Here is a 16,209-nt window from a genome sequence, read left to right on the forward strand (position 1 = left end):
CTTCTTATTTCCAGTATATAATATGTAGGTGCTTTAAAATGATAATTCTTACTGCTTTTACTTTTTTGGTTGATTACTAAAGCTTAGAACGATATTATTAAAACTCAGTTGTCCAATTTTATTTTAACGGATGAAAGTATTAAATCAAATGACAACCAAAGTATGTTATGAAAGTAGTGTTAATCATGCAACCCCGATATATAGCGAGAATATATTTTATTATTCTGTTTATCATATCTTTATTTGAAACCAAGATTTTCAATTTTATGACGTTAAATTTATTTTTAGCGTATATTCCATACGAACTCTGCTTATTATTAAAATTATTTAAACCTATCAAGAAATTCGAATGGCCTTTATTTGTTGTATTTGGCATGATCTTTTTATTACTCGTACCTAATACCTTCTATATGATTACTGACTTAATTCATTTAAATCAGTTTCAATTCAATTTCTTAGTAGGGTTGAATTTAAAGGAATGGATATTCTTTACTTATTTAATGTTAGGCGTCTTTTTAGCCATGTATGTCATGATCTTGATTTTTATGGAAATTCTACATTTTACCAAACACATCTGGCTTAATCGCATATTAGTTATTATTCTTATGTTTTTAAATGGTTTGGGTATTTATATGGGCCGCTTCTTAAGATTTCATACGGTATATTTAATCAATGAACCATTAAAAATATTCTATGAGGTCCTAGGTGTATTTAACCTAAAAACATTTATCTTTGTGTTATTAATGGTAATAATGCAATCAGCAATCATTTTATTTGTAAAAGGAGTTCGATTACAAAAATGATGTTAAACCTAATCATTTTATTAGCAATCATTATAATTCTACAACTCGTTGTAGGTCATTTTATACACGATATCGGTTTTAGCTATGCTAAAAGTATCGGTCTTATGTTTCTACCATTAGGTATAGGTTTGTTTATTTTACAGGCTTTTCATTTCGAAAGAAAATATCCAAATTGGGACGTCCCACTAGGAGTTAAATTACGATTAAAATATATGTACATTTTAACCTTTTTCGAATATGTTGCTGTATATGTTTGCTTGTTCTGGCTTAAATAGTACATGTGTCATTTCATTTTGAATGAACTCAATTCAAATAACCATCAAAAGAACAGGACTTTAATCACAATGATTTAAACAATGACATTACACGTTGACGGCTATCACTGTGATTAACCATTGGTTCAGGATAATCAATACCCAATTCAATACCTTGTTGTTTTAATAACTGCATATGCTTTTTAGTATCGTGTAATAGATGGCTATCTACATTATTGAATGTGGGTAGCCATTGTTTTATATATAATGCGTTTTGATCAAATCGCTCACTCTGTTTAATAGGATTAAACATCCTAAAATATGGTACCGCATCTGTTCCAGTCGAAGCGGACCACTGCCATCCATGAACATTCGACGCATTATCATAATCAATTAATTTATCTTTGAAATAAGTTTCTCCCCATCGCCAATCTATCAATAAATCCTTCGTTAAGAATTGGGATGTCACCATTCTCATTCGATTATGCATATATCCAGTTTGATTCAATTCTTGCATAGCAGCATCTACAATTGGATATCCTGTTTCACCGTTTTTCCATTTATTAAATTGTTGCTTGTCATTGACCCAATCAATGTTTCGATATTTCTCTTTAAATGATTGATGGGCTGTTTCTGGATACTGTGTCATCAGTACATAATAGAATTCTCTAAAAATTAATTCTCTGATAAATGCTTCATAATTAGATTCGTCACTTTCATACCCCTGTAATAAATCATTAAATACTTGCAATATATCAATCAATCCATATGCTAATGCAATACTAAGTTGACTCGTTAATACTTCAGGTAAATACGCTCTATTTGACTCATAATTTTGAATATCATTATTTAAGAAACTTTGCCATTGTTGTTGTACTTCTTTTTCAGTTAATCCACTATGGCTATCATTAATTTGCGTTGGAGCGTATGCCGGCTCGACTATTTTTGAAATATCACTTAATTCGTAATGTGCTCTATGTCGTTGCATAACATATGGTCGCCATTTTTTATAAAAACTTGTAAATACTTTGTATGGTTCGCCTTGATTGTTAAATGTTTTTCGTGGACTAAAATAATGTTGTACACGAAGCGCATCAACATGGATACCTGCGTCATGAAATCGTTGCTTTTGATGTGGATAATCATATGATTCATGATGATAACTCATGATATCACTTGCCATAACGACTTTATCTAATTGTTGGTTAATACAAAACTCTATTAAATAATCGTAATCTATTACATTCGTTTGAATTTGATAATGATTTAATGTGTTGATAAAAGCATTGAGTGTTCCATGATAAAATGATGCTTTTAATTGTGCTTCATCACCAAATTTTTCTTTAGGTATAATCAATACACATGTATCAGTAGTATCTAATTGATTACAAATATAAGCTAGTAACGGATTATGATGAATTCTAAATACTCTATTTAATATAACGCCAACTTTCATTGCTCAATCACCTATCATTCCTTGTTTTTTTGATTTATACCCTTATCCTAGTAAAATAAATATCTAACTTAAATGATAGATTATCTTTGTAATAAAAATACGTCTAGTTCATTTATAAAAAAAGCTCGACGATCTATTAGACCGCCAAGCTATTTATCTTACATTATTTATACTAAACCTAACCATTTCCAATACGTTAAACTGAATATAATGACTAATATATAGCCGACTATCGTTAATGGTATACCAGATTTCAAGAAATCTTTAACTGTAAATGTATCTGTACCATACGCTAACATATTTTGTGGTGCACTCACTGGTAGTAAGAATCCAAAGCTAATTACAAATTGTTGGATTAAAACAAATCCGATAGATTGATCGCCAAGATGTAATGTTGATGTTAATGAGATAAATACAGGAATGAGTGCAGATGATAAGCTTGTAGCACTTGCAAAACCTAGGTGAATTAAAATATTAAATAAAGTAATAAGTGCTATAGTTGCAATAATCGGTAATCCTTTAAGACCCATTAACCCAAAGGTTTGGTCACTCAACCATTGTGCTGCCCCTGTTTTTAATAATACATTTCCTAATGAAATACCGACACCAAATACTATGATTGTGCCCCAAGGAATCTTATTTTCTACACCTTTCCAGGTAATAACGCCAATTTTAGGTAAGAGCATGATACCTAAGGCAATTAATGTAATTGATGCAGAATCAATTGGATGTAACACTTTTTCAGTTGACCAAAATACCAATAATAATAGAGAGATAACGATTAAACGCCATTCACTTGGTTTCACTGGACCTAATTGGTTTAACTCTTTTTTAATTAACGTTTTTCCACCTTCAATAGATTCACGTTCGGGTGGCATCACTTTGATCATAATAAAATAAAGTGCGATAGACATTAAAACTGACCAAGGCGCAGCGTACATGAACCATTCACCCCATGATACATCATGACCTAAATTCTGATTAATAAAATTAATCGCAACGATATTTTGTGCTGCCGCCGTTTTAATACCAATATTCCAAATAGAAACTGCTTGAACTGACGTAATAATTAATAAAGACGCTAACTTACTCTCTTTAGAAACTTTAAATGCTGCAATCATACCTAATAATATTGGTACGACTGCACCCGCTCTAGCTGTTGAAGAAGGTACAAAGAACGCAAGAACAATTGAAACAAGTATTGCTCCTATGACAATATTTTTAGTTTTATTCCCCACAACAGATAATACTAATAATGCTAAACGTTTGTGTAAGTTGGTCTCCTGCATAGCTGCTGCTAAAAATAATGCAGCTGCAACTAACGCTACCGCTGAAGTAGAAAAGCCACTAAACGCAAGTGTTAAGGCATTATTTGTTCCTAATATTTCACTACCTTTAATAATGGCATCTCCATTTTTAGGGTTGCCAAGTTGCTCAGATAAATTTTGAACAGGACTGAAACCTAATAATAATATAATCAACCCTAAAATCAACGTTGCTGAAACAGGATATGAAACTGCTTCAGTAACCCACATAATGACAGCAAATGCTAGTATCGCTAGAGTCATTTTAGCCATCACTGGCAAACCTGCAGGTGTAGGTAAAAGTAATATGGCTATTAACACGATAAAACTAATGATAATCCATAGTAGTTTATATCCCTTTTTCTCTTTTTTGGTAGTTTCAGTATCGACTACCTGTGAATTTTGATTCCCTTTAGACATAGACACCGGCTCCTTTTTATCTTGACCTTACACTCTAATTATATCAAGAAAGCGCTTTACCTATGCGATTTACTTACAAAAGTCATATAATTCTCACTTTTTAAATATTAAATTATTTAAAATAGACACACTCAATTTATTGTGAACGATAGGTTTTACGATTTGACTTTAATTCATTATTCAAATCTATATTTAAGTGCATCTTTAATATTTTTGACTGATAACGCTGATGTATCTAGTTGATTTTGTTCTTCTTGACTTAAAGTTAATTCTAATATTTCTTCTACGCCATTTTGTCCAAGTTTAATCGGCACTCCTAAGCAGATATCTCGGTATCCATACTCGTCTTCGAGATATGTAATTGCTGCCAATACTCGACATTTGTCTTTTAAAATGGCATCAATCATCTCATAAATTGCGGCAGCAGGTGCGTAATATGCTGAACCATTTCCTAATAACTGGACAATTTCGGCACCACCTTTTCGTGTTCTATCAATAATTTGATCAATGACTTGCTGATCAAGTAGTTCACTTAAAGGGATTCCATTGACTTGTGTTGAGTTGACTAATGGCACCATTGTATCTCCATGACCACCCAATACTAAACCTTGTACATCTTCAACAGAGATTCCTAACTCTTTGGCGATAAATGTTTTATATCTGGCACTATCTAATACACCTGATTGCCCCAATACTCTATGTTTAGGGAATCCAGATGCGACTAATGCAGAATAAGTCATCGCATCAACAGGATTAGTCAATACAATAATAATGGCGTCGGGGGCATATTTTGCGATTTGTTGTGCACTGTAATGAACAATTTCTTCATTTGTTTGTATTAAATCATCTCTACTCATACCAGGTTTTCTAGCAATTTCTGCTGTTATCACTACAATATCCGAGTCTTTCGTTTCTGAATAGTCGGCAGTACCTTTAATATCAATATTAAAGTTAAAAATAGGTCCGCTTTCTTGAATATCTAACGCTTTCCCTTTTACTGCACTTTCAGATTGTGGGCGATCTACAATCACTATGTCAGCGCTTTCATTTTTCGCTAAAATAAAAGCTAATGTTGCACCTGTTTGACCTGCACCGATAATAGAAACCTTTTTACGTTTATTCATCAAATACACTCCCATTTATAAATTGATTAAAAACAAAACTCCGTTATTTCAAATTAATTATAACATTGAAATAACAGAGTTTTTCATTAAATATTGGTATTTTATTTTTTAATTTGTCCAAAAATTTCGTGGTTTATACCAAACACATATAATAATATAAAGAATGCTGCACCACTTAATATTGTTAATACTAAAGTTAATATAAGCGTACGTTTAAAATGACGAATGAATGCAATAAATAGTAATCCTAAATTATAAGCAAAGAGTAAACCAAATAACGTCATTGTTACTTTTATCTCAGGATAAAAAATATTACATAATAGTACGATTATCGCAAAGATTAAATAAGGAATCATAATTAAATTACGTTCAAATTTAAGTTGTTTCTGATGTCTATCTTCATTATTCATTTAATAAAATCCTTTCTAACATTTTATTTATAAAATGTCATGCCCCATTGCTGCAGTGTATATATCAAACCACTCTTGGTCAGTTAAAGTAATCGATAAGCCAGGTAGAGCAGCATCAATTCTTTCAATTTTATGGGTACCTAGCACCGGCATGATATCATTGGGATGTCTATTCAACCAAGCTATCATAATAGCCGTTTCATCAACATCATATTTTTGTGCTAAAGGTTCAATAATGGCACGTACACGTCTCGCTTTATCATCGGATGGATCAAACAATTTACCGCCTGCCAGTGGACTCCAAGCCATTACTTTTACTTGATTTTCATACATTTTGTCCATCACACCATTATTTAAAATGTCTGTTTGATATGGGGACACTTCTAGTTGGTTAATGCTAATATGCAATTTATCATGATTAAGGCTATGTTTTAATAAATCATATTGTGTTTCGTTAAAATTGGATACCCCAAATGATTTGATTTTACCTTCATCGACAAGTTCCTTTAAAGCATCCGTTATTTCATCAGGATTCATTAATGGTGAAGGTCTATGAATCAATAAACTATCTAAATAATCCACATTCAAACGTTGTAATGAATTGTTAACTGATCGAATAATATGTTGACGACTATGATCATAGCGATGACCATCAGTAAACGTTTGAGTTTTAGATGGTAAGACAATACCACATTTAGATAAAACTTGAATGTCATCACGTAAGCTAGGTGATAACTGTAGCGCTTTACCAAATATAGATTCACATTGATAATCCCCATAAATATCGGCATGGTCCATCGTAGTGATGCCACGGTCAACGAGCTGATTGATAAATCGATTCAATTCTTGATCAGTATACTGCCATTCATTTGCTCTCCAAAACCCTTGAATCATTTTTGAAAAATCAACGTACTGATTAATCTTTATTTTATCCATAATCATCACGACCTTATTATTATTTAATTGCTTTCTATTAAATAGAAGCAGTTGAATTTAAAATCAAGTAAATTGTAACATATCCAATTTATTTCTGAGTTGATTAATGTCGATTTGCTCTCCGATAATGACTATTGTTAAAGGCAATTCTTGATTGATGGGACCAAAATCAGGCAACCCATAAGCCAATTGAAATTCAATTGTTTCATTGGGTTGGTCTCTAAATTGCACATATCCTTTAAGTCTCATCACATTTTTCGGTAATTGCATTATAAATTGATAAAATAACTGGCGATCAATCGGGCTCGTAAATGTATATTTCATACTTTGAATACCATGGTGATAGTGGTGTTTATGATTGACAGTTTTATCTATGATTTGATTACTTAATAAATTGATGTCAAATTGTCCATATGTTGTTAATACATTGGGCGCATGGGGATTAATTTGAACCAATTCTTCTTTGATTTTATGTAATTCCTTAGAATCAATACAATCTATTTTATTACAATCTATTTTATTAACGACTAATAAATCACTTATTTCAAGTTGTTCTTCCATTAGTGTTTGAGTAGATATAGTGTAATCATTCCTATTTAAAAATCGTTCAGCATCCACTAAACTAATGATTTGAGGCATATTTATATATTCGATAATAGTCGGATCTTGACATGCAGTAATCATTTCTATAGGATTAGCAATTCCTGTTGCCTCAATAATGATATGATTACAATCACCTTGTTGTATTAGTGATTGAATTTGAGTGATTAAGTCTGTCTTTAAATCGCAGCATACACAACCATTGATGATTGATCGCACTTCGATATTTGCGTCTATATTTTGACTATCAATATCAAATGAACCAAATTCATTCATAATCACTTTGATTTTCTCATCAATTTTTAATAATTCGCTAATATAATGTGTCAGTAGCGTGGTTTTCCCACTACCTAGGAAACCACTTATGATAGAAATTGATATTTTTCTAAAATTATTATTTTTCATTGTAAAATTCCTTTTCTATTACAAGTATTTTTAAAAATGATAACATAAATATTAAATTATCTTTTTGCTTGATTTAACGATAGATATCTTCTAAACTTTAAACATACTTTAATTTTAGCATGACATTGAATCACAGTGTGTTGTGAATTATATTCCGCACAACATAGACGGATTCCAATCCGAATAGAGAGAAAAAAACGGATAGAATGTCTGGAGGAGAACTTTAATGTCTGATCAACATAATTTAAAAGAGCAACTATGCTTTAGTTTGTACAATGCTCAAAGACAAGTAAATCGCTACTACTCAAACAAAGTCTTTAAAAAGTACAATCTAACTTACCCACAATTCCTTGTATTAACTATTTTATGGGACGAGTCGCCTGTAAATGTTAAGAAGGTTGTGACTGAACTAGCACTTGATACTGGTACAGTATCCCCACTATTAAAAAGAATGGAACAGGTTGATTTAATCAAACGTGAACGTTCCGAAGTCGATCAACGTGAAGTATTTATTCACTTGACTGATAAAAGCGAAAAAATTAGACCCGAACTTAGCAGCGCTTCTGAAAAAGTTGCAACTGCATCATCATTGTCACTTGAAGAAGTGGATGAACTTAACCGATTATTAGGTAAAGTCATTGATGCATTTAATGAAGCTAAAGATAATTAATTAAGCTTTTGTCATGGTAATTTAAAGTTAAAGTTTAGAATTTAACACTTTTAAAGTATAAAAATGCTCTAAAGTACTTCTCAGTATTTTAGAGCATTTTTATATTACATTATTGTCATGCCTATATTACTGATTTAACTGCTCCATTTGATATAGATATCCTCTATTTTTAATTAACGTTTCATAAGTGCCTTGTTCTTTGATTTCTCCATCTATCATAACTATAATCCTGTCAAAATCAGGTAATAGTCGTAAGTCATGTGTAGATACAATGATTGTTTCAGCTTCTTTAAGTAATAAATGCATCATTTGAGTTGTATGTTCAATATCTAAACCAGTCGTTGGCTCATCTAACATCCAAATCTTAGCATTTGTTTTAAGTAATAAGCGAGCCATACTTAATCGTTGAATTTCCCCGCCTGATAATGTTTCACCGTTCATCGTCATATACTGTTCTGTTGATAAATGAGATAAATCTAACGAATTTAATACATGTTGTATCTCGTCCTCATTACAATTTGTCAGTAAATTGTCCTTAATAGTGCCATCAAATAATTGTTGGGACTGCAACAATGCATTAATATCATTATATTTAACTTCATCTTCTATTTGAAAGATATCAGACTGGCTATAAATGACGCTACCTTCTTGAACTTGATATAATCCTAACATGACTTGTAGTAGCGTACTTTTACCACTTCCAGATGGACCTATAATGGCTATTTTCTCACCATGATACACATTAAATGAAACTTGATTTAATACAGGTATTTCTTGATTTGCGTACTTAAATGTGACATTATTCAGTTCAAATAAAGGTGCTGACTCGTCATTTGCAACGCTATCTTCCTCTTTTATTATATCGTCGTATTGAATCACTTCATTAATATCATACAATGATTGGTCTGTATCTGCTTTATAATATGCAACATTACTCATAGGGACAGCTTGTTCAAATAATGTAAGTACCATTAATACGATACTTGTTAAATAAACCACATCTAATGTTTGTGAGTGAATTTGCAACGCACCTAAGTATAACGTGCCAAATATAGACACCATTGCAATGATATTAAGCATATAATCATACATTGTTAAAAATCGTTGTTCCTTATTTTGCAAATGATCAAATGATTGCAATTGCTCTAATACATCATTTTTAAATGACGCTTCTTTATTAAAACGTTGTAATTCTTTATAACCTTGACGATAATCGTAGAATCGAGTTAAAAATTGGCTTTGTTGAACTTTAACCAATTGTTTTAATCTTCGTGCCCTCTTACTACTTAATAAAGGAACGAGCCATAATGTCATTAACATACTCACTGCAATTAAGACTGCATGCGCTGGTGATAGAAAGATGTATACAGACATCGTTATCATGGCTGTCATTCCTATCACTATCGGTGGATAATACACTCGTAAATAAATATTTTGTAGTGCTTCCACCCTACTTACCATTCTTGAAATTAAGTCACTCGAATTAAACTTACGATATACATCTGGTATTACTTTAACAAGACCACGGAAAAATTGAACTCTGACGTTTCTCAACATGGTGAATGTCGTTCGATGAGAATATAGTCTTTCATAATATCTAGCAATAGCACGTAAAAAACCAAATAATTTAACAGAAACGACTAATACCATCAACGCATATAATGGTGCACCTAATGCGCTTTGTGTCACCATATAGCCACTTAAAAAGAGCATCGCTAAGGCGACTAAACTTCCTATGATACCTATTATAATTGCAATCACTAAATCCTTATCTATTGTAAATCGTATTTGTGATTTCATGATTCGTCACCATTTTCTTCTTTATTCACTGAAATCAATTGATCATCTTTAATAATGTAGCCATCTTGAATATATAATCGACGGGTTGCCTTTCTAATTGTTGAGTCTCGATGGGCTATAATTAATTGAGTTGTTTCTTTAAAATAATCATCAAGCACACTCTGGATGACTTGTTCCGTTTCAATATCTAATCCTGAAGCTGGTTCATCAAGTACAACTAAATCTGGCTGCATAACAAGCAAGCGACATAATTCTATCCTTCTCATCTGTCCACCAGAGAATGTTTCTCCGCCATCACCTATCATCGTATGGATACCATTTCGTAATGACATTACTTTATCTTTTAACTTTACTTTTTCTAATACATCAATGATTATTTCATCCTTAACATCACTAAACATCGCAATATTGTCTTTAATTGATGCAGTAAAAATATATGGATTCTGACTTAATATCCCCATACGCATATGTTGATATTTAAATGTCACTTCCCCTTCGGTTGGTATTAATGAACGTGTGATAATTTTAGATAATGTCGTTTTGCCAGCGCCACTTGGTCCAACTAAAGCGATATGTTCGCGTTCGTAAATATCTAAATGCGTAGATTCCAATGCAAATCCATGTCCCATTTCAGTATTATATTTAAATGAAACGTTGTTTAATCGAATAAACGGTATTTGACCTTCTTGATAGACAAAATCAGATGGCTTTTTCTTGGTAGGATGATCTAAAAATTCAAATACCACATCACTGGCACCTTCACTTTGTTTCCCAGTATGGAACGCTTGACCCAAATCTTTAATCGAATTATAAAATTCTGGCGCTAAAATAATGGCGATAGCCGCTGTTTTAAAATCTATCGTATGAAATACAACAAGACTTAATGCTGCTTCTAACGCAACAAGCCCTATACCTAACAAACTAATAAACTCTAGCATCAAACCCGATAAAAATGCGCTTTTTAATATTTTCATCGTCAAATCTCTAAATTGAGTGCTATCGTCATAGATGTGTTTTTCAGTACGCTTTGTACGATTAAATAACTTCAACGTAATTAAACCTTGCGTTAGATTAAGGAATCGTTGTCCAAATTGATTTAAGTAAGTCATTTGATCCTTAGATTCATCGCGTGTTTTCAAACCGAAAATGATATAAAACAATGGAATGAATGGTGCTGTTACCAACATAATTAGCGCTGTATTCAAATGAATCCAAAACATCGCAATGATAATTGCCATAGGAATCGTGATGGATTTAAATACTTGTGGTAGATAACTTTGATAAAATGGAGAAATTCCATCGATGGTTTCAGTAATGAGTGTCATCTGTTCACCCACTGGCCGTCCTGATTCTATATGAACCATACGTTGACGCAAGTTATGTTTAACATGACTTGAGAGATGATTACCTAATAATTGATTGATAAAGTTTAAGGTCGCGCGTAACATAAGCACGATTATAATCAATATAAGAATAAAACTAAGCGATTGCTTCGTTTTAGATAACATAAGATTTAAGAATTCTGCTATTGCTACATTCTGTACGACAACAGCTACAGCTAACGTAGCACATACTAAGAGCATTAAAATTGGATATCTTTTATATTTATATACTAGTTGCATTAATTTTTTCACAATTTAATCACCTAAATTTCGTTATAGACTCAATAATAAAGTCTAGTAGTTATATGCACAACGATAGTGCATTTGACAATATTATGACGTTTGATTTTCTCATACTTTGGTCTAGTGTTATTACTAACAGTAGCATGGGTTGAAATGAGTGTGCTATGATAATATGGTGAATTTATAGTAATCAAAAAACATTTATAAATGAAAGTAGGTACAATATGTTATTACTTGAATTGATCAAGGGTCTTATTTTAGGTATTGTAGAAGGCCTTACCGAATTTGCACCTGTTTCTTCTACAGGTCATATGATTCTTGTCGACGATATGTGGTTGAAATCCACAAAGTTCTTAGGTGAACAATCTGCATTTACTTTTAAAGTCGTGATTCAGTTAGGTTCAGTTTTCGCAGCAGCATGGGTGTTTAGAGAACGTTTCTTTGAATTATTACATATCGGGAAACATAAACCTGAACAACATGCTACAGCAGGACGCCGTTCTAAACCTCAACGTCTAAACTTATTACATGTATTAGTTGGTATGATTCCTGCAGGTATTTTAGGTTTCTTATTTGACGATGTCATAGAAAAATATTTATTCAGTGTTCCAACAGTTATGATTGGCCTTTTCCTAGGTGCTATTTATATGATTATCGCTGATAAATATTCTGAAAAAGTTACCAATCCTCAAACAGTGGATCAAATTAACTATTTCCAAGCATTTGTAATCGGTATTTCGCAAGCCATTGCAATGTGGCCAGGTTTTAGCCGTTCTGGGTCAACCATTTCCACAGGTGTTTTAATGAAAATGAATCACAAAGCAGCATCTGATTTTACATTTATTATGTCTGTTCCTATTATGCTTGCAGCAAGTGGTTTATCATTGTTAAAGCATTATGAATATATTCACTTAGCACATATACCATTCTATTTATTAGGATTCTTAGCAGCATTTATCGTAGGACTCATTGCTATCAAGACTTTCTTACACTTAATTAATAAAGTGAAATTAGTACCATTCGCCATTTATCGAATCATCTTAGTAGTTATTATTGCAATCCTATACTTTGGTTTCGGTATTGGTAAAGGAATTTAAAACAAACATTTAGTCATTAAGTGATTACACCGTCACTTAATGACTTTTTTGTGCCTATGTTGATCATAAATAATTTCATTTCATTAAAATTTAAAAATATTCTCCTATAATTTCACGCGATAATGTTAGCATCTCTAGTTTATTATCATGTATCATAGGGTATGGATAAAAATAGTAAAATTAATGGAGGCAACGAGTATGGACAAAAAGAAACTCATCAAAACAGCAATTAATGTGTTACCAATTATTATCGTTCCTTTAGTCGTAGAACGTAAAAAAATAAAAGAACATCCTGATGTAAAAAAAGCGACTGATGCAACATCAAGAGCTGCATCTAAAACAACATCTGCTATTTCTAATAAGTCATCTGACGTAAAAGCCTATGTTGGAGATAAGAAACAAGAATTTGATAATAAACGCGAATTGAAAAAAATCGCAAAAGAAAATGATCCTGCTTACATTGAGAAAAAAGGCGAAAAATTAGCTAAGCAAAACCGTAAAGAAGCTGAAAAAATGGATAAAAAGCTTCAAAAAAATATCGAAAAACGTCATAAAGAAGAAGACAAATTACGTGAAGACAACCAAAAGCAACGTATTAAAGATATGAAAAAAACTCAAAAATACGAAGAAAAAGTTGGCTTAACACCTGGTAAACTCGATGAAAAAACTGAGAAAAAAGGTGAAAAGTTAGAAAAAGAAAATCGCAAAGAAGCTAAGAAAATGGACAAAAAGCTTCAAAAAAATATTGAGAAGCGTCATAAAAAAGAAGACAAACTACGTGACGAAGCTGAAAAAGCTAGAAAAAAAGAATTCAAAAAATATAAAGATTATACAGATAAAAGTGTTGTTAAACAAAACAAAGAAGCCGACCAAGAGGCTTAATCATTAATGACACATATTATTATTGACGGAGATGCTTGTCCTGTTGTTAATTCAGTCATAGAATTAACGCAAGAGACAGGCATTTTTGTTACAATTATACGTAGTTTTAGTCACTTCTCAACACAAATCGATCCTGAACATGTTCGAACTGTGTATGTCGATGATGGACCCGAATCTGTCGATTATAAAATTGTACAACTTGCTTCTTCTGAAGATATTGTGATTACTCAAGATTATGGATTAGCAAGTTTATTACTAAATAAAGTTAGATTTGTGATGCATCATAAAGGATTCTTGTTTAATGATGATAATATCCAACAATTATTGGATCAACGTTATATCAATGCTCAAATACGAAAGCAAGGTGGAAGACATAAAGGTCCTCCCCCGTTTACTAAGCAAGATAGACAACATTTCGAACATCAATTTAAATTACTAATACAAACTTGTTAAAGGAGGATTATAATGAAGAAAATTGCAGTTTATTGTGGTGCGAGTAAAGGTAACGATGATATATACGTTAAAGAAGCCTATGAATTAGGAAAATATATGGCTGAAAAAGGCTATGAATTGGTCTTTGGTGCTGGCTCTGTAGGCATTATGGGAGCAATTCAGGATGGTGTATTAGACCATGGTGGTAAAGCTATTGGTGTTATGCCAAAAATGCTTGATGAAAGAGAAATAACAAGTCAAAAAGTCAGTGAACTCATACTTGTAGATTCGATGCATGAACGTAAAAATAAAATGACAGAACTTGCAGATGCATTTGTTATGGCGCCTGGTGGTGCCGGCTCATTAGAAGAATTCTTTGAAATGTATAGTTGGGCACAAATCGGTATTCATCAAAAACCAATTGGCGTTTATAACATTAATGGTTTCTTCGAACCGTTACAATCCCTTATCGATCATATGATTGCAGAAGGTTTTATTGATGAAAAATATCGTGAATTAGCACCGCTATTTGATACTAAAGAAGCTTTGCTAGAAGGTTTACTTAACTATCAACCTTTAGGCGTTCGTACATATGATTAATCTCTTAACTATTAAAAGCCAGTAAATGCATTAATTAAATTGTATTTACTGACTTTTTAGTTTGATAATTCTACTTAATTATATTGATAATTCATTAATTGTTACACTCGGATCATGATTAGCAAAAACACCTAGACAGTGTCTATCTTTTTCAATATTTTGTACCCATTGTAGTGAACGCTTTTCTTGTTTTTTACTACTTAAAATGCCAGGCAATCTAAGTTCCCTCCAATTTCCTGGGTAATATCCTACATCTGAAGCTAATAAAATATAATCATCATTTCGCAATGATTTAATTATGAAACTCGTTAATCCTACTGAATGCCCAGGTGTATGCACTAATGTAATAGCACCGTCATTAAATAAATCAAATGATTTATTTTGGGGACCAATATGTGTTGCCTTGAAATGGAATGGTCGCAAAGATGTCCCTTGCCATAAAGCTGTATTATATCTAATAGAATGTTTTTGATTTGCCTTTTGATACTCTTCATTACTAACTATCATTGCCTTTGCTTCTTTTAATAATTGAAGTCCTCCAGCATGATCTCCATCTAAATGGCTTAAGATGACATATTCAATATCTGACACATTAAATCCTAATTCTTTAATTTGGTCATCTATCAATTCTCCTACTTTCACATTCGGTATTGCCACTTTGTTCTTTCTAACTAAACCTGGTAATGGTGTTACTTTACCTTCAGTTTCTTTGCCCATCCCTGTATCAATCAGAACAAGTCCTTTAGGGTGTTCGATTAAATAACAGCTTACTGGAACTTCTACACGATAATTAATAGATCGAAATAAGCCTGTAAATGCAATAGGATTTCTAGAATCACCTTGACCTGTTAACGTTTCATCAACCAACACAGCCCCTGTTCTGATAAAGTGTACTTTAATTTGGTTGATATTATTGTTCTGTACGATGATTATCATTCCAATCTACAAGTTTATGTTTAAAATATTCATCTTCTAATAATTCCACTAGAGATAATTCGTCTAATTTTTCGTTAAACGCTTGAATTGCGTCATTAAGCTGTTGTTTCACTTTTATCTCACTATCTTTAATATGTTGGTCATTAAAAAATATCCTTCTTGATAAGTGAGAAATTTCAAATTCAATGACATCTCCATTACTTATAGCCTCTATAACATCTTTTAAAGTAATATCTTCAATTGATTGATTAAGTTGAAATCCACCATCTTTACTAGCATTTGAAGTGATTAAATTGGCAACAACTAATTTTCTCAAAATCTTCTTCAATGAAGAATCTGACACTTCCAATTTTTCACTTAACGTTTGACTCTTAACAGCACCTTGATTTTCTTGAGTTGCCAAAATAAGTAACACATAAATACCTTGTTCAAAATGTTTACTTATTTTCATGTAA

The 16,209-nt window shown here is 32.0% G+C and carries 17 protein-coding genes; 7 read left to right on the forward strand and 10 right to left on the reverse strand.

Translation table 11 applies throughout. The features are described 5' to 3' along the window. Window positions 1-185: 185 nt before the first annotated feature. On the forward strand, window positions 186-803 hold the full coding sequence (locus AC2D8K_RS05205; protein ID WP_002450974.1) for a DUF1361 domain-containing protein: 618 nt from the start codon (window positions 186-188) through the stop codon (window positions 801-803). Then, on the forward strand, window positions 800-1,078 hold the full coding sequence (locus AC2D8K_RS05210; protein WP_002450975.1) for a hypothetical protein: 279 nt from the start codon (window positions 800-802) through the stop codon (window positions 1,076-1,078). The genes AC2D8K_RS05205 and AC2D8K_RS05210 overlap by 4 nt, the downstream gene beginning before the upstream one ends. A gap of 64 nt (window positions 1,079-1,142) precedes the next feature. On the opposite strand, the gene AC2D8K_RS05215 is transcribed toward AC2D8K_RS05210, so the two are convergent. From AC2D8K_RS05215 to AC2D8K_RS05240, 6 genes are all read right to left on the reverse strand, one after another. Next, complete coding sequence (locus AC2D8K_RS05215) at window positions 1,143-2,513, reverse strand: cryptochrome/photolyase family protein (protein WP_002450976.1); 1,371 nt, start codon at window positions 2,511-2,513, stop codon at window positions 1,143-1,145. A gap of 167 nt (window positions 2,514-2,680) precedes the next feature. Continuing rightward, the gene (locus tag AC2D8K_RS05220) at window positions 2,681-4,237 is read right to left on the reverse strand and encodes an SLC13 family permease (RefSeq protein WP_002450977.1); all 1,557 of its coding nucleotides are present in this window, start codon (window positions 4,235-4,237) and stop codon (window positions 2,681-2,683) included. A gap of 176 nt (window positions 4,238-4,413) precedes the next feature. Beyond that, window positions 4,414-5,361: a malate dehydrogenase gene (gene mdh / locus AC2D8K_RS05225; protein ID WP_002450978.1), complete on the reverse strand. Its 948-nt coding sequence runs from the start codon at window positions 5,359-5,361 to the stop codon at window positions 4,414-4,416. A 101-nt stretch (window positions 5,362-5,462) separates the two neighbouring features. After that, the gene (locus tag AC2D8K_RS05230) at window positions 5,463-5,771 is read right to left on the reverse strand and encodes a hypothetical protein (protein ID WP_002450979.1); all 309 of its coding nucleotides are present in this window, start codon (window positions 5,769-5,771) and stop codon (window positions 5,463-5,465) included. 27 nt (window positions 5,772-5,798) lie between these two features. After that, entirely contained in the window at window positions 5,799-6,707 is a 909-nt protein-coding gene (locus tag AC2D8K_RS05235; protein WP_002450980.1) for an aldo/keto reductase, read from the reverse strand. A 63-nt stretch (window positions 6,708-6,770) separates the two neighbouring features. After that, entirely contained in the window at window positions 6,771-7,712 is a 942-nt protein-coding gene (locus AC2D8K_RS05240) for a CobW family GTP-binding protein (protein WP_484698150.1), read from the reverse strand. A 226-nt stretch (window positions 7,713-7,938) separates the two neighbouring features. Between AC2D8K_RS05240 and mgrA the strand changes: the two genes are divergently transcribed. Next, on the forward strand, window positions 7,939-8,382 hold the full coding sequence (mgrA, locus tag AC2D8K_RS05245; protein WP_002450982.1) for a global transcriptional regulator MgrA: 444 nt from the start codon (window positions 7,939-7,941) through the stop codon (window positions 8,380-8,382). A gap of 126 nt (window positions 8,383-8,508) precedes the next feature. Here mgrA and cydC read toward each other — a convergent pair whose 3' ends face one another. Next, a complete protein-coding gene (gene cydC, locus AC2D8K_RS05250; protein WP_484698152.1) occupies window positions 8,509-10,182 on the reverse strand; it encodes a thiol reductant ABC exporter subunit CydC in 1,674 nt (557 codons plus the stop codon). Further along, entirely contained in the window at window positions 10,179-11,816 is a 1,638-nt protein-coding gene (locus tag AC2D8K_RS05255) for an ABC transporter ATP-binding protein/permease (RefSeq protein ID WP_002450984.1), read from the reverse strand. Before AC2D8K_RS05255 ends, cydC begins: the two co-directional genes overlap by 4 nt. A 215-nt stretch (window positions 11,817-12,031) precedes the next feature. Between AC2D8K_RS05255 and AC2D8K_RS05260 the strand changes: the two genes are divergently transcribed. The 4 genes from AC2D8K_RS05260 (at window position 12,032) to AC2D8K_RS05275 (ending at window position 14,818) form a co-directional block, all read left to right on the forward strand. Continuing rightward, window positions 12,032-12,904, forward strand: coding sequence for an undecaprenyl-diphosphate phosphatase (locus AC2D8K_RS05260; protein WP_002450985.1), 873 nt, complete (start codon window positions 12,032-12,034; stop codon window positions 12,902-12,904). A gap of 198 nt (window positions 12,905-13,102) precedes the next feature. Further along, a complete protein-coding gene (locus AC2D8K_RS05265; protein WP_484698155.1) occupies window positions 13,103-13,786 on the forward strand; it encodes a hypothetical protein in 684 nt (227 codons plus the stop codon). A 6-nt stretch (window positions 13,787-13,792) separates the two neighbouring features. Then, window positions 13,793-14,239 carry a YaiI/YqxD family protein gene (locus tag AC2D8K_RS05270; protein ID WP_002450987.1) on the forward strand — a complete coding sequence of 149 codons (447 nt, stop codon included), beginning with the start codon at window positions 13,793-13,795 and terminating at the stop codon, window positions 14,237-14,239. Window positions 14,240-14,251: 12 nt separating this feature from the next. Next, a complete protein-coding gene (locus AC2D8K_RS05275; protein ID WP_002450988.1) occupies window positions 14,252-14,818 on the forward strand; it encodes an LOG family protein in 567 nt (188 codons plus the stop codon). Between the two features lie 78 nt (window positions 14,819-14,896). On the opposite strand, the gene AC2D8K_RS05280 is transcribed toward AC2D8K_RS05275, so the two are convergent. Together AC2D8K_RS05280 and AC2D8K_RS05285 are read right to left on the reverse strand one after the other, a co-directional pair. Beyond that, entirely contained in the window at window positions 14,897-15,754 is an 858-nt protein-coding gene (locus AC2D8K_RS05280) for an N-acyl homoserine lactonase family protein (protein WP_080548090.1), read from the reverse strand. Further along, the gene (locus tag AC2D8K_RS05285) at window positions 15,729-16,205 is read right to left on the reverse strand and encodes an RrF2 family transcriptional regulator (RefSeq protein ID WP_002450990.1); all 477 of its coding nucleotides are present in this window, start codon (window positions 16,203-16,205) and stop codon (window positions 15,729-15,731) included. The genes AC2D8K_RS05280 and AC2D8K_RS05285 overlap by 26 nt, the downstream gene beginning before the upstream one ends. Window positions 16,206-16,209 lie beyond the last annotated feature (4 nt).

The organism is Staphylococcus sp. 510 (assembly GCF_057219715.1).